11 protein-coding genes and 2 pseudogenes are annotated in these 13,788 nt (G+C 69.1%); 2 read left to right on the top strand and 11 right to left on the bottom strand.

Going from position 1 to position 13,788, the window contains the following annotated elements:
- Positions 1 to 9: 9 nt before the first annotated feature.
- The 6 genes from SVA_RS05730 to SVA_RS05705 form a co-directional block, all read right to left on the bottom strand.
- A complete protein-coding gene (locus SVA_RS05730) occupies positions 10 to 1,008 on the bottom strand; it encodes a YhdH/YhfP family quinone oxidoreductase (protein WP_096460081.1) in 999 nt (332 codons plus the stop codon).
- Positions 1,009 to 1,172: 164 nt separating this feature from the next.
- Positions 1,173 to 2,750, bottom strand: a complete 1,578-nt coding sequence (locus SVA_RS05725) for an Ig-like domain-containing domain (RefSeq protein WP_169923984.1) — start codon at positions 2,748 to 2,750, stop codon at positions 1,173 to 1,175.
- Between the two features lie 199 nt (positions 2,751 to 2,949).
- Positions 2,950 to 4,317, bottom strand: a complete 1,368-nt coding sequence (locus tag SVA_RS05720; RefSeq protein ID WP_096460075.1) for a DUF2254 domain-containing protein — start codon at positions 4,315 to 4,317, stop codon at positions 2,950 to 2,952.
- Complete coding sequence (locus SVA_RS05715; protein WP_096460072.1) at positions 4,314 to 4,523, bottom strand: hypothetical protein; 210 nt, start codon at positions 4,521 to 4,523, stop codon at positions 4,314 to 4,316. The genes SVA_RS05720 and SVA_RS05715 overlap by 4 nt, the downstream gene beginning before the upstream one ends.
- Positions 4,524 to 4,652: 129 nt before the next feature.
- Positions 4,653 to 5,021 (bottom strand): DUF5329 family protein, encoded by a 369-nt coding sequence (locus SVA_RS05710; RefSeq protein WP_096460069.1) that lies wholly within the window; start codon positions 5,019 to 5,021, stop codon positions 4,653 to 4,655.
- Complete coding sequence (locus SVA_RS05705; protein ID WP_096460066.1) at positions 5,018 to 6,151, bottom strand: DUF2235 domain-containing protein; 1,134 nt, start codon at positions 6,149 to 6,151, stop codon at positions 5,018 to 5,020. Before SVA_RS05705 ends, SVA_RS05710 begins: the two co-directional genes overlap by 4 nt.
- Before the next feature lie 268 nt (positions 6,152 to 6,419).
- Between SVA_RS05705 and SVA_RS05700 the strand changes: the two genes are divergently transcribed.
- Positions 6,420 to 7,421 carry a multicopper oxidase domain-containing protein gene (locus tag SVA_RS05700; protein ID WP_096460063.1) on the top strand — a complete coding sequence of 334 codons (1,002 nt, stop codon included), beginning with the start codon at positions 6,420 to 6,422 and terminating at the stop codon, positions 7,419 to 7,421.
- A gap of 13 nt (positions 7,422 to 7,434) precedes the next feature.
- Complete coding sequence (locus SVA_RS05695; RefSeq protein WP_169923983.1) at positions 7,435 to 8,445, top strand: multicopper oxidase domain-containing protein; 1,011 nt, start codon at positions 7,435 to 7,437, stop codon at positions 8,443 to 8,445.
- A gap of 68 nt (positions 8,446 to 8,513) precedes the next feature.
- Here the strand turns inward: SVA_RS05695 and SVA_RS05690 are convergent, their stop codons facing one another.
- The 5 genes and pseudogenes from SVA_RS05690 to ligA form a co-directional block, all read right to left on the bottom strand.
- Positions 8,514 to 8,720: a hypothetical protein gene (locus SVA_RS05690; protein ID WP_096460057.1), complete on the bottom strand. Its 207-nt coding sequence runs from the start codon at positions 8,718 to 8,720 to the stop codon at positions 8,514 to 8,516.
- Between the two features lie 138 nt (positions 8,721 to 8,858).
- Positions 8,859 to 9,344, bottom strand: a complete 486-nt coding sequence (locus SVA_RS05685; RefSeq protein WP_096460054.1) for an anthrone oxygenase family protein — start codon at positions 9,342 to 9,344, stop codon at positions 8,859 to 8,861.
- Positions 9,345 to 9,438: 94 nt separating this feature from the next.
- Positions 9,439 to 9,708, bottom strand: a pseudogene (locus SVA_RS20540) (ABC transporter ATP-binding protein); the annotation flags it as partial.
- Positions 9,694 to 11,337, bottom strand: a pseudogene (locus SVA_RS05680) (ABC transporter ATP-binding protein); the annotation flags it as partial. The pseudogenes SVA_RS05680 and SVA_RS20540, both read right to left, overlap by 15 nt.
- A gap of 423 nt (positions 11,338 to 11,760) precedes the next feature.
- Positions 11,761 to 13,782, bottom strand: coding sequence for an NAD-dependent DNA ligase LigA (gene ligA, locus SVA_RS05675; RefSeq protein ID WP_096460048.1), 2,022 nt, complete (start codon positions 13,780 to 13,782; stop codon positions 11,761 to 11,763).
- Between the last annotated feature and the right edge of the window lie 6 nt (positions 13,783 to 13,788).

The raw sequence follows: 13,788 nt of genomic DNA, 5'->3' as shown, positions 1-13,788 counted from the left end.
CCGCGGGGCTCAGCCGATCTTCACGACCACGCGACCCTTCTGCTCGCCCTTCAGGATGCGGTCGATCTCGGGGTCGAGCCGATCGAGTGTCACCTCGCGGGCGAGCCTCTCGAGCATGGGCAGCTTCCACTCGCCCGCGAGCTTCTGCCAGACGGCGAGGCGCTGGGGCATGGACGTCTGGGCCGAGTCGATGCCGAGCAGGCTGACGCCGCGCAGGATGAACGGGAAGATCGGCGTGCTGAGGTCCCTCGAGGCGACGAGCCCGCAGCAGGTCGCCGCGCCGTGGGGCTTGAGGGATCGCAGCGCGGTCGAGAGCATCTCGCCGCCGACGGTATCCACCACGCCCGCCCAGCGGGCCTTGAGCATGCCGGCTCCGGTCGTGTCGATCGCCTGCTCGCGCGGCAGGATCTCGCCCGCACCGAGCTCCTTCAGGAACGCCGCCTCCTGCGGCTTGCCGGTCGCCGCGACCACGCGGAAACCGCTCTTGGCGAGTATCCCGACGGCGACGCTCCCGACGCCGCCGGTCGCGCCGGTCACGAGCACCTCGCCCTGGTCCGGATGCACGCCGTGTTGCAGCAGCCGGTGCACGGACAGGGCCGCCGTGAAACCGGCGGTGCCGTAGATCATGGACTCGCGCAGCGAAAGCGTCGGCGGGCGGCGCACCACCCAGGCGGCGGGTACGCGCACGTACTCGGCGAACCCGCCCGGCGTGTTCATCCCGAGGTCGTAGCCGGTGACGATCACCTCGTCCCCGGGGCGGATCTCGTTCGCGCCGCTCTCCTCGACCACGCCGGCGGCGTCGATGCCGGGAGTGTGCGGGTAGTGCCGGCTCACGCCCCTGTTGCCGATGGCCGACAACGCGTCCTTGTAGTTCAGCGAGGAGTACTGCACGCGGATGAGGACGTTGCCTTCCTTCGGCAGGTCCTCGACCGCGCGCTCGGCGATCGCGCGCGCGAACGTTTTTTCGGCCGTTTCCCGCACGACCATGGCACGAAAACGGCGGCTCATCGGCGGACCGCCGGCGCCGGTCGCGGGCTGCTCCGTGGCATCGTGAACCCCCGTTCGAAGGCGGAATGGACCAGGAACGGCATTGTAGGAACACCGCCGAGCGCTGAACAGCCGCCGTTTCCCGCCGCACCGAGGGGGAATTCGGGGACGACCGCCGCCTTCGTTTACTCGAGGAGGATCGACACCTGCTCGGACAGCGGCGATTCGGCGCCGTTCTCGCCGAGGCTGGTCACGGCAAGATACAGCGTCGCTCCGGCCATCAGCCCGTGGTTTCCGGGCACGAACACCAGACTCGTCGCCGTGGTGTCGAGCGTGCCCAGAGGCTGGCCGGAGCCGAGGGGCGCGGTGGCGTAATAGAGCCGGTAGCCCGTGACGGTCGGGTCCGGCACGGCGTTCCAGGAGGCGCGGTAGCTCGCGGTCGCCAGCACCGGTGCGGTGGTGAAGCTCCATACACGATCGGATGCGAGCGGGTTTCCGGCGAGGTCCTTTACGCCGGCCGCACCGCCGCTGACGGTCGCGGTATAGCCGGTGCCGCCCGTGAGCGCGGTCGCCGGCCGGAAGGTCGCCGTGTTGCCGTTCAGGGACACCGTCCCGGTCACGCCGTTCACGCGGAACGTCGACGTCGTGACGTTGGTCACCGGCTCGCTGAAGGTCGCCGTGAGCGTTGTCGTCACCGCGACGTTCGTCGCTCCGTTCGCGGGAGACAGGCCGGTCACGCTCGGCGGCGTCGTGTCCGGCACGTTGTAGGTGACGGTGAGCGAATCGCTTGCGCCGTTGCCCGCCGCGTCCACGGCCGTTACGGTCAGCACGTTGGTGCCGGACTGGAGCGCGATGTTCTTCGCGGACCAGGCCGTGGTACCGCTGGCCGTCCCGCTGCTGCCGCGGCTGTTCGACCAGCGGACTTGGACGACGCCGACGTCGTCGCCGGCCGAGCCGCCGAGCGCGATGCTCCCGCTCGACGTGGTGTACGCCGCGCCGCCGGTGGGACTGGTGATGGTCACGGTCGGAACGGTGGTGTCGGGCGCGGTGTAGGTGACCGTCAGCGTGTCCGTGGCCGTATTATCGGCCAGGTCGACCGCCGTGACGGTGATGACGTTGCTGCCCGACTGGAGCGCGATACCCGCCACGCTCCAGCTTTGGGTGCCGCTGGCCGTCCCGCTGCCTCCGCGGTTGTTCGACCAGCTCACCCTCGCCACACCCTGGTTGTCGCCGGCGGTCCCGGCGAGGTGCAACGTGGCCGCGGTCGCGGCGTAGCTCGCGTCCGTCGTCGGGCTGGTGATGGTTACCGCAGGCACGATCGTGTCGCCGCCGGCGGTCGTCGCGTACGAGACGCTGATGTCCGCCGTGCCGCTGTTTCCGCTGGGGTCAAGGGCCGTCACCGTGATGAGGTTCACGCCGCTCTGCAGGGGGATCGGGCCCGTGTTCCAGCTGGCGCCGCCGCTCGCCGTGCCGCTGCCGCCTCGATTGTTCGACCAGACCACCCGGTCGACGCCGACGTTGTCCGTCGCGGAACCCGAGAGCGTTACCGCCGCGCCGCTCGACGCGTAGCTCCCGCCGGCGACCGGGCCGGTGATCTGCACCGCGGGTGGATCGGAATCGACGGGAGCGACAATGGGGCGGGGCGCGGTATCCGGCGGCGACGCGGAAGAGTCGCCGCCGTCGCCGCAACCGGCGATCGACGAGATCAACGCCAGGCTCGCCAGCAGGAAACCGCGGCGCGCTGCGACGCCGGGACGCTCCACGCTCACTCCTCCCGTTATCGTTTGTCTCTCTCGGACGGAGAGTTGTCGACGCCATACTACGTATCGCGCGCACGCGGGAGAACCGCGGCGAGACAGAAGCGCGTCGCGTGCCGACAAGTGCTTCGGACTCGCGCGTTTCGACCGACGAACGCGGCGCCGATCGGGGATCGCGCGGCGAGTCGGGTGCCCGCGCGCCCCGTCAGCCGTCCGCGTGCGTCGCGCTGACCGTTCGCTCGGCGCCTTCCCCCTGCGCGAGCAGCGCGCGGATCGCCCGCATCCGCTTCTCCAGGAGCGCCCGCTCCGCCTCGGTGCCCGCTTTCTCCGCGGCCTCGAGGTGCGCCAAACGCGCCTGGAGCGCGATCGCCTGCCGTTGCGCCTCGGTCGGCGCCATCTCGATGAGCACGCGCAGGGTGTCGAGCAGTCGCGCCACGACCGCGGGGTGCGGGCTCGCCTGCTGGCGGATCTCGTCGAACGCCGTGCCCAGGATCGAGGCGAAGGTCACGCGCTCGAAGATCAGGCGGATCGCCCCGTCGGTGTCGCGCGCCGCCACCGGCGGCTCGCCGCGCCGCAGCACTTCACCGAGCATGTCGCCGAGCCGGTCGATGCAGCGTATCGCCGTATGGGGGTCGTTGATGCCGGGAGACAGCGCGCGCAGCGCGATCTCCACGAGCTGCTGGAACGGCAGCTCGATGTCCTGGATCAGGGTGCGGCGCGAACCGAGGATGAAATCCCTGTTGAGCCTCGCCGCGAACGCGTCGTCGACGAGCGCCGCGGGCGAAACGCGCAGCAGCTCGCAGCCGGTCATGACGAAGTCGCCGGGGCGCTTCAGGAGGCGGAAGACCGCCTGCTTCCCGGCGGCCAGCGATTCGAGCGACTGCGTATCGACCGCCTGCAGAAAACCGCTGCCCCGGGCAGCCACCGCGGCGCTGTCCTCCCGCAGGCGCTGCCACAGCGACTCGGCCTCGGACCACTCGGCGTCGCGCGGTCCGTCCGCGCCGTCGGGGAGCAGCGCGTGCGCGCAGTCGAGCAGGTCGCGGCGCACCGCCTCGATGACGTTGTCGGCCTGGATCGACTCGGCGGTGTGATGGATGAAGTAGATGAGCGCGCCGACGCTCAACAGGGTGAGGACGAGGGCGACGGTCACGGAGAGCTGGGGAACGAACGCGTCCGATTCGCCGCCCTGCACCATCCGCAGCACCAGGATCGCGTAGAGAAACGTGGCGATGAAGATCCCGAGCACGAACTGGTTCGCACGGTCGCGCATGAAGTTGTACAGCAGGCGGGATCCGAACTGCTGCGCGGCCAGGGTGAGCGCGACGATGGTGATCGAAAACGTGAGGCTCGCGATCGTCATCATGGCGGTCGCGACGGTGCCCAGCACCTCGCGCGCCCCCTCCGCCTGCCCGCCGTAGAGCCAGTACCGCCGGCCCTCGGCGTCGACCGGCCAGGTCCGATCGATCCAGACCGTCGCGTACGAAAGCGCGATGGCGAGGACGACGAGAACGGACGGGACGAACCAGTAGCTCGCGCGCAGACGCTCGAGCACCTTGCTCAGCTGCGTCTTCACCGCGCGGCGTTTCCGCTCGCCGCCTTCATCGGCGGCCCGCGCTCTCCCGGCGGCGGACGCACGGGCGGCTCGCGCCCGCCGGGCGGCGGCTCTACCGGCGGTTCGTCCTCGCCCGGCGGCGGCTGCGCGGGCGGCTCCTTCCGTCCCGGCGGCGGCTTGACCGGCGGTTGCTTTCCGGGCGGCTCCTTGATGGGGCGTCCTGCCATGGCATCGTCCTTCCCCGCATTATCCGCCGGCTGCCTTGCGCGGCCAAAACCCGGACACGACCATTTTCCCCCGCTCCGCCCGCTCCTATACGCGAACGCGGCGATGCCGCCGCGGTCCTTCCGCGGAACTCACGGCGCGGCGCGCCGGGTCCGGCGGTGGCGTCCGAGCTCGGCCTCCAGCCAATCGCGGGTGGCAACCCCGGGCTGCGCGCCGCAACGGACCGTGTAGGGTTTGCCGCTCGTCGTGCTGCGGCTGGCGGCCAGCTCGATGAAGTCTTCGGTCGATCGGATGCGGTCGCGGAAATACTCGTACTTCTTTCGCATGTGGGCGGCCGCCTTTGCTCCGGTGTGCGCCGCGTCGTTGCGGATAAAAAGGCACTCCGACCGGGTGACGAACGCGAGGAGATGCTCCACCTCCGCGCGCTGCCCGGGCGGGACGTCGGCCGGGGCGACGCCCCACGCGAACAGCAACACCGCGAGGAGAGGCCGGCGCGTCATGCCGCCCTCTTCGGCATGTCGGGCGGCTCCGGGTACAGAGCCGCGCGGATGCGCTCGAGCAGATCGAGCCCCTCGTCGGTGACCGGCACACCGATGTCGAGCGCGCGCGTGAGGCTGCGGGGGCGGTAGCCGTTGGTCGGATGGCGCATCCGCGAAACCGCGCTGCGATGGATCCGCTCGTTAAGGGTGTTCGGCAGTCCGATCTCGCGTTCGTGATCCGGAATGAGGTGGTACGCGAGCGTCTTCGAATCGCGGAGCTCGCCGTGACAGTTCGGGTCGACGCGCATCGCCAGGTAGCGGTAGTCGAGCGCGAGCCCCGCCTTCATGGCCTTGGCCGCCATCCACAGGAGCGCGTGGTCCGACAGCCCGGCGTCGACGTAACCGCCGCCGACGTTGCAGTGCACGCCGGCGAACCACACCTGCTCGACGTTGTCGCGCGGTGCGCCCTCCGTTTTCCACAGGCTCGGCGCGAACGGTCCGCGCTCCTCGTCGATCGCCACCGCGTGATACGCGTGCGCGACGTGCCGTCCCAGATTCTCGTCGTGAAAGCCGTGCGCGAGCTTCGAGCCGCGCGCGAGGCGGCGCACCGTCTTGCGCAGCAGCCCGTAGCGCGAGAGCGCGGGAACGCCGAGCGAGCCGACCGTGTCCCAGACGCCGAGAAAGTGGACCCGCACCTCCCGCTGCCCAGCCTTGAACGCGTCGGCGAGCGCCCGGCGGCGGTCGTCCGATGCCTGGCGATAGAGGTCGTACGCCTTCCGGGCCGCCTTCGCATCCCCGACCGGCGTCAACCCGCAGCGACCGATGAGGCCGGCGAGCGAGCGCACGGTGTAGGCGCCGCGGCTGAAGCCGAACAGGTAGAGCCGGTCGCCGTCGCGGTACTCGTCGGCGACCCACTGGTATGCCTGCTGGATGTTGTCGGTCAGCCCGACGCCGAAGGCGCCGCCGAACCACCTGTCGATGCCCCGGCCGGTGCCGACGCCGGTGTCATAGTAGATGCGCTGCCGCGTCGGGTCCGAGTCGTCGATCGCGCGCGACATCTTCACGACGTTGGACGGTACGACGAGACCGCGGTCCTTCTGCGTCGGCGTGTTCCAGGTGCCGTCGCAGCACACCACGAGATTGCGTTGCATCGCGTGCCTCCCTTTTTGTTGTTGGCGCGTTTTCCCGCGCGCATAACGCTTCCGCGCGCTATATCAGCGTCTCTTTAAATTGCAAAAACGCTTTGAAAAAGGATAGTCACGCACCATTCGCTTTGTCGACCTGCGCGCTGCGTTTTTATTTCTGCTACCAGGCGGCATACTCGGTTCGCTTCTCTCAAACCCACTCCAAGAACGCAGACCGGGGCACCTCCCCGTACCCGTAGCTGCGCGCCTAAACCCACAGTAACTTGGAGAAGAAATGAAACGCAGAACGTTCCTCAAGGCGGGCACGGCCGGAATCGCCGCTGCCTTTTCCGGTACGGGAGCACTCATCGCCTGGACGGCACGTTCCGAAGCCAAGACGGTCTCGGCCACGCTTTACATCACCGACGGATACATCACTCAGCCCGACGGCAAGGACGTTTACTTTCGCGGGTACAGCGATTCGCCGTCCTCGCTCGCCGTTCCCGGGCGGCACCTCATGGCCATGGAGGGCGACACGCTCGTCGTGAACGTCACCAACACGCTCTCCCGGACCCACAACTTCCGCATCGACGGCGTCGTCGACAGCGGACCGATCGCGCCGGGGGAAACGGTCACCGTGCAGTTCGCGGCGCCGACGGCGGGTTCCTACCTCTATTACGACGGATCGAACGCGCCGTATCATCGACTGCTCGGCCTGCACGGCGCGCTGGCGGTCATGCCGGCCGGCGCGACGAACCGGCTCTATGCCGGGAGCCCGACTTTCGTCCAGCAGTACGCGTGGATCCTGAACGACGTCGACCCCGCCTGGCACGAGGCGGTGCGCACCGGCGCGACGCCGACGACGGCGTTCAAGCCGCGCTACTTCACCATCAACGGGCAGAGCTCGCGGCCGCCGGGAGCGCCCGGCGCCGGCGATCCGGCCATCGACGCGATGGCCAATCGGAGCACCGCGCTGCACGGCCGCGTCGGCGATCGCGCCCTGATCCGCATCTTCAACGCGGGTCTGTGCGCGCACTCGATCCACTGGCACGGCAACCACGTCGAGTGGCTGACCCAAAACGGCCAGGTCCGCTCCGACATCTGGAGAAAGGACACGCTCCGCATCACCAGCAACATGGGACGCCTCGACGTCATCTATCCCTTCCAGGCGCCGCCCGATGCCTGGCCCCCGGCGACCACCGGCATGTACCCGATGCATCTGCACGACGAGATGACGCAGACGGCCGGCGGCGGCTTGTATCAGTTCGGCGCCATGACCGACATCATGTTCATGTAGGGGGACGATGACGATGAAACATTCGAGCTACGAGAAGGACGGCGAGATGGGCGGCGGCGGAATGATGGGCGGCTGCTATACCTATCCGGCCTCCCCCGCCACGCCCGGCAAAGTCACGCCCGACGCGTTCTTCGATCGCGGTGTCTACATGGACGGGTCGATGAAGATGGACGACGGCAAGAGCGTGCGCATCTGGGGGTTCTACGACCGCGCGGCGGGCGGCGGCATGGGCAGCAAACCCTTCCCCTCGCCAGCGATCCGCGTGACGGAAGGACAGATCGTGCACACGCGCCTCGTCATGGACATGATGATGCTGCACACCATCCACCACCACGGCATCGAGCCGAGCTGGCAAAACGACGGGGTCGGGCACGTGTCCTGGGACGTCGACCGCCAGTACACGTACCAGTGGCGGGCGAGCCAGGCGGGAACCTACTTCTATCACTGCCACACGAACACGGTGCTGCACGCGGAGATGGGCATGTACGGCGGGCTCATCGTCGATCCGAGGCCCGATCCGAACGACCCACCGGGCACGAAGCGCGTGTTCGCGGGCGGGCCGGCTTACGATCTCGAAACCGTGTGGGCCGCGGACGAGATCGACCCGCGCTGGCACACCCTGGGCGCCGACGCCGGCACCTGCGGCGCCGACGTGGGCCTGAACGACCTGAACCCCAAGTACTTCATCATTACGGGAGTGGACGGGGCGAAGTCGGCGCTGACCGCCCCGGGCATCGCGGTGCAGATGAACCGGGGACAGACGCTGCTCGCGCGCTACATCAACGCCGGTTACTACCCGCAGCGGATTCGCTTCGGCGGGCTGACGGCGACCGTGGTCGCCTCCGACGGCCGCCCCCTCCCGCGCGCGTTCCAGGCGCAGTCGCTCGAGGCGTCCTCGGCCGAGCGCTACGACTGCCTGTTCACGCCGACCCAGGCGGGCGTGTTCGACGTCACCGTGGAAGTGCTGCACTGGGTGACCGGAAAGGTGCTGGGGACGGCGCGCACGCGCGTGACGGTGTATTGAGGAGGCCGTGAACGAGAAACGGGGGCGCGAGCCCCCGTTTCTGTGTGCGCGCCGCCGAAGCGCGGCGCCTACTTCTCCGGTTTCTCGTAGTCGCGCTTCTCCTCGGGATCGTGCTCCTTCGCGCGCGCCCCGGCCGCTTCCTCGGCCTGCGGGTCGGGCTTCGCCTCCCGCGCCGCCTCCTCGACCCGGCCGGACTGCGCGAACTTCCGCGCCTCCTCGTTGTAGTGCCGGGCGGCCTCGCGGTTGCCCTCGCCCTGATTCTTGTCTTCCGCCATGGACTGCCTCCTTGTCTCGATTCCGTTTTCCGTCGGCGACCGCCGGGGCCGCCACCAGCGAGACCTTATAAAGGATCGCTTCGGCCGGGACTACCGGGAAAGGCCGGGCCGCACGGGGGAAAGCACCCAGCCGCGCCGTCAGTACGGGCTGGCGAAGAGCCGCTTCTTGGGTTCGACGAGGAGCGAGATCGCGAACGCGCCGAAGGCGACGAGGGCGAGGCCGGTGCGGATCGCGTGCCACAAGTGCCAGCGATCGCGGTACTGCTCCCAGTCCGCCGGCAGCGCCACGGCGGTCCACGTCGCGACCTCCTGGTTGATCGGGTAGATGAAGACCGCCCAGACGAGGAGCATGACGGCGAGCGCGACGACGGACACCAGGTTCGCGACGAACGGGGGACGCTCGCGCCGCACCAGCGCGAGGCTGACGAGCGCCAGGACCAGAGCGGCCACTTCGATTGTGCCCATGACGGTCCCGTACCGGCTGAGGAGCACGTGATGGATGTCCAGGAAGAAAAAGCCGGCGAGCGTCGCCTTGGGAGCGGCCTGCAGCGCGTGCGAGAAGGACACGCCGAGGACGAGCGCGAGCAGGACGAGGGTGATGAAGCGGGCGATCTTGAGCGGCATCGTGTTTCTCTGTGCTTCCGGCCGGAAGGGATCCGGCCGGCTGGCCGGCTGAGCCAGCCAGTCGGATTTTACCGGGAAAGGTGAAACGGGGAAGCTAACCGGCGCGCGGCAGCTCGACCTGTCCGAACTGCTCGTTATAGAGCTGCGCGTACAGCCCTCCTCGCGCGAGGAGCTCGGCGTGCCGGCCGAGGTCGACGATGCGCCCGGCTTCCATCACCACGATCTGGTCGGCCCGCAGTATCGTCGACAGCCGGTGCGCGATCACGATGGACGTGCGGTTCTTCAGGAGCCGCGCGAGCGCCTGCTGGATGTGGCGTTCCGCGCGCGAGTCGAGGGACGAGGTGGCCTCGTCCAGGATCAGGATGCGCGGGTCCTTGAGAAACGCGCGCGCGATCGCGAGCCGCTGCTTCTGGCCGCCGGAGAGCGTCGCCCCGCGCTCGCCGATCTCCGTCCAGAGGCCCTCCGGCAGCCGCTCGACGAACTCGATCGCGTTCGCCGCCTCGAGCGCCGCGCGCATCTCGTCCGGCGTCGCGTCGGGCTTGGCCAGCAGCAGGTTTTCCTGGACCGTACCGGAGAAGAGGATCGTCTCCTGGTTCACGATGCCGATGTGCCGGCGCAGGGACGCGAGCTCCAGCTCGCGCAGGTCGCGGCCGTCGAGCAGGATCCGGCCTTCGGTCGGGTCGTAGAACCGCGGCACGAGGTTCGCGAGCGTCGACTTGCCGGCGCCGCTCGGCCCCACCACCGCGACCGTCTGGCCCGGCGCGATCGACAGGCGGATGTCCTTCAGGGTCGCGGCGCTCGAATCGTACCCGAAGACCACGTCGACGAACTCGATGCGCCCCTGGCACTCGTCGAGCCGCGCGGCGTCGGGACGCTCGCTCACGTGCGGCTGGGTATCGAAGTACTCGAAGATGCGGTCGATCGCGGCGAGCGAGTTGGCGAGCACCACGGAAAGATCGGAGAGGCGCTGCAGCGGAAAGTAGAACATGCCGAGGTAGAGCAGGAACTGGGTCAGCTCCCCGACCGTGAGCCGGCCGCCGAGGATCTGGTGCACGCCGTACCAGACGACCAGGACGGGCGCCGAGTGCACGACGAAGCCCACCACCACCTCGTTCCAGGCCGTGAAGCGCGCCGAGTACAGGATCTTGTTGAGCAGCTTGTTCGCGTGGCTCGCGAAGATCTGCGTCTCCTGCCCTTCGCGCGCGAACCCCTTCACGATCGTGACGCCCGCGACCTTCTCCTGCAGCCCGCCCGAGAGCACCTCGAGGCGCTGCTGCACCTCCTTGCTGCTCAGGCGTATGCGCGGGCCGAGCGCGTGCAGCGCGTACACGTACACCGGCATCAGCACCAGCGAGACGAGCGTCATCATCGGGTGGATCACCGTCAGGATCACGACGAGCGCGATCAGCAGCACGATGTCCATCCACACGTTCGTGAGCGCCGAACCCACGAAGTTCTGCGCCAGGCTGATGTCGCTCACGAGCCGCGACACGATCGCGCCGGTCTGGTGGCGCGCGAAAAACGCGTGCGACAGCCGCTGCACGTGGCTGAAGAGCGCGACGCGCAGGTCGCGGATCATCCGGTGCCCGGCGATCGCGGCGAGCACGCTGCGGTAGTACGTCGCGATCATCCACACCACGTTGGCGGCGAGGATGGCGACGATGAGCTGGATGATCTTCCGCTCCCGCGCGGCCGCATCCACGCCCTCCTGGAGCACCACGTCGTCGAGCAGGACCTTGAGCATCCAGGGGAACGCGAGCGGCAGGAGGAACTTCGCCAATCCCGCGAAGGTCGCGGCGGCCACGAACGGCCAATAGGGTTTCGCGTAGCCCAGGAACCGCCAGATCGGCGCGCGGCCGCGATCCTGGCGGCGGAACCTGCCGAGGATCGAGTCGCCGAGCGCATCCTTGACGTCGATGATGCGCTTGGCGTTGACGTCGACCTCGAAGAAGCGCGAGCGCGCCTGGAGATCGCGGATGTCCTCGGGCCGCATTCCGGCCGGGAGCTTGCGGGTGGGCACCGGCGCGAACGCCGTCATGTCCTCGTCGATCTCGAGCACGAGCGCGACGTGCTCGCGCGCCTCGCGCCCGGCGAGCGAGTCGCGCTGCACGGCACCGAGGAGAAGCTGGGCGTCCTGCCAGCGGTCGAACACGAAATGCCGCCCCTCGCTGCGGACGAGGCCCTCCATCAGGAGCCGGGGAACGTCGCGCGCGCGGCACAGGTGATAGACGATCATCGAAGGCTGCTTTTAGAGGTGTTCTGGGGGATGCCGCCGCGAAGCTTAGCGAGCCGCTTCCCGGCAGCGCTCGCAGACCGTCCGCCGCGCCCTACCGCACGTCCCTGGAAAGGATGGGGAGACCGATCGCCGCCGGTCGACCCCGGCCGGCCCCGCCCGGAAGCGCCGTCCCGCCGCTCGTCACCGTTCCTCGCCGAGCAGCTTCAAAAAGGCCGGCTCGTCGAGCACGGCGATCCCGAGCTCGCGCGCCTTGTCGGCCTTGGAGCCCGGGTCCTCGCCCACGACCACGCAATCGGTCTTCTTCGAAACGCTGGCCGCGACCTTCGCGCCGAGGTCCTGCAGTCTTTTCTTCGCGTCCTCGCGCGACATGGCGGCGAGGCTCCCGGTGAGCACGAACGTCTTGCCGGCCAGCGGCAACGCCGCCTTCGCGCGCCGCTCCACCTTCGGCCAGTGCACACCGGCCGCGCGGAGCTTGCCGACCACCTCGCGGTTGTGCTTCTCGTGGAAAAAGGCGTGGATGTCCGCGGCCATGCTCTCGCCGATGTTGGGTACCGCGTCGATCTCCTCGACGGACGCGTCCATCAGCGCATCCAGCGTGCCGAAGTGCTCGGCGAGCTGCTGCGCCGTCGCCTCACCCACCTGGGGGATCCCGAGCGCATAGAGAAAGCGCGCGAGCGTGGTCGCCTTGCTCGCTTCGATGCGCTCGAGCAGGTTCTGCGCCGACTTCTCGCCCATGCGCTCGAGCGCGACGAGACCGGCCTTGTCCAGCCGGTAGACGTCGGCCACCGTCTTCACCATCTCCTTCTGGACCAGCTGCTCGACGAGCTTGTCGCCGAGCCCTTCGATGTCCATGGCCGAGCGCGCGGCGAAGTGCAGGATCGCGCCGACGCGCTGCGCCGGGCAATAGAGCCCGCCCATGCAGCGGTGCGCCGCCGCCTCGGGCTCGCGCAGCACGTCGGAGCCGCACACGGGGCACTTCGCCGGCATGTGCCAGAGCCGCGTCCCGGCCGGGCGTTTCTCCTTCACGACCCCGACGACCTCGGGGATGACGTCGCCCGCGCGGCGCACGATCACCGTGTCGCCGATGCGCACGTCCTTGCGCCGGAGCTCGTCCTCGTTGTGCAGCGTGGCATGGGTCACGGTCACGCCGCTCACCTGCACGGGCCTGAGCACGGCGACGGGCGTGATCACGCCGGTGCGGCCGACCGAAGCGAGGATGTCCTCGACGACCGTGTTCTCCTCCTGGGCCGGAAACTTGTGGGCGACCGCCCAGCGCGGAGCACGGGCCGTGAAGCCGAGCCGGTCCCGCGCCGCGAGCTCGTCGACCTTGTACACCACGCCGTCGACCTCGAACGGGAGGACGTTGCGCGTGGCGAGGATCTCGCGGTAGTACGACAGGCACTCGTCCGTACCGTGGACGACACGGAAATAATCGCTGATGCGGAATCCCCAGTCCTTCATCCGCGCGACCGCCTGCGAGTAGCGTGCGCCGATCGGTTCCGAGACCTGCCCGAGACCCCACGGAAAGAAGTTGAGGGGCCGGCCGGCGGTCACGCGCGGATCGAGCTGACGCAGGCTCCCGGCCGCGGCGTTGCGGGGATTGGCGAATATCTTCTCGCCCCGCTTCAGCTGCTCCTCGTTCAGACGCTCGAAGTCCTTTTTCGGAATCACGACCTCCCCGCGCACCTCGAGGACCTCCGGCCACCCCGCGCCGTGGAGCCTCAGCGGGACGGCCTTGATCGTGCGCACGTTGGCGGTGATGTCCTCTCCCGTGAGGCCGTCCCCGCGCGTACCGGCCACCGCGAGCAGCCCCCGCTCGTAACGCAGGCTGACCGACACGCCGTCGAACTTGGGCTCGGCCGTGTACGCGACGTCGGCCTCCCGACCCAGACCCTTGCGCACGCGCGCGTCCCAGTCGCGCAGCTCGTCCTCGGTGAATGCGTTGTCCATCGAGGTCATCGGGAGTGCGTGCCGGACGGCGCCGAACGCGGCGAGGGGTTTCTCGCCGACCCGCTGCGTCGGCGAATCGGGGGTGATCAGGTCGGGGTGCCCGGCCTCGAGGTCCTGCAGCTCGCGGAGCAGGCGATCGTACTCGGCGTCGGAGATGGTCGGCGCGTCGAGAACGTAATAGCGGTAGTTCGCCTCGTTGATGCGGTCGCGCAGCGCGGCGATCCGTCCGGCGACACGATCCCTGTCTTTCATTCAGGG

Origin of the sequence: Sulfurifustis variabilis (assembly GCF_002355415.1) — a bacterium.
GTDB classification, from domain to species: Bacteria; Pseudomonadota; Gammaproteobacteria; order Acidiferrobacterales; family Sulfurifustaceae; genus Sulfurifustis; species Sulfurifustis variabilis.
This window is presented reverse-complemented; position numbering and strand designations above follow the sequence as displayed.

Coding starts and splice junctions, on each gene's coding strand:
- SVA_RS05695 (WP_169923983.1), top strand. CDS start 7,435: ATGAAACATTCGAGCTACGAGAAGGACGGCGAGATGGGCGGCGGCGGA.
- SVA_RS05685 (WP_096460054.1), bottom strand. CDS start 9,344: ATGCCGCTCAAGATCGCCCGCTTCATCACCCTCGTCCTGCTCGCGCTC.
- SVA_RS05700 (WP_096460063.1), top strand. CDS start 6,420: ATGAAACGCAGAACGTTCCTCAAGGCGGGCACGGCCGGAATCGCCGCT.
- SVA_RS05710 (WP_096460069.1), bottom strand. CDS start 5,021: ATGACGCGCCGGCCTCTCCTCGCGGTGTTGCTGTTCGCGTGGGGCGTC.
- SVA_RS05690 (WP_096460057.1), bottom strand. CDS start 8,720: ATGGCGGAAGACAAGAATCAGGGCGAGGGCAACCGCGAGGCCGCCCGG.
- SVA_RS05730 (WP_096460081.1), bottom strand. CDS start 1,008: ATGAGCCGCCGTTTTCGTGCCATGGTCGTGCGGGAAACGGCCGAAAAA.
- SVA_RS05715 (WP_096460072.1), bottom strand. CDS start 4,523: ATGGCAGGACGCCCCATCAAGGAGCCGCCCGGAAAGCAACCGCCGGTC.
- SVA_RS05705 (WP_096460066.1), bottom strand. CDS start 6,151: ATGCAACGCAATCTCGTGGTGTGCTGCGACGGCACCTGGAACACGCCG.
- ligA (WP_096460048.1), bottom strand. CDS start 13,782: ATGAAAGACAGGGATCGTGTCGCCGGACGGATCGCCGCGCTGCGCGAC.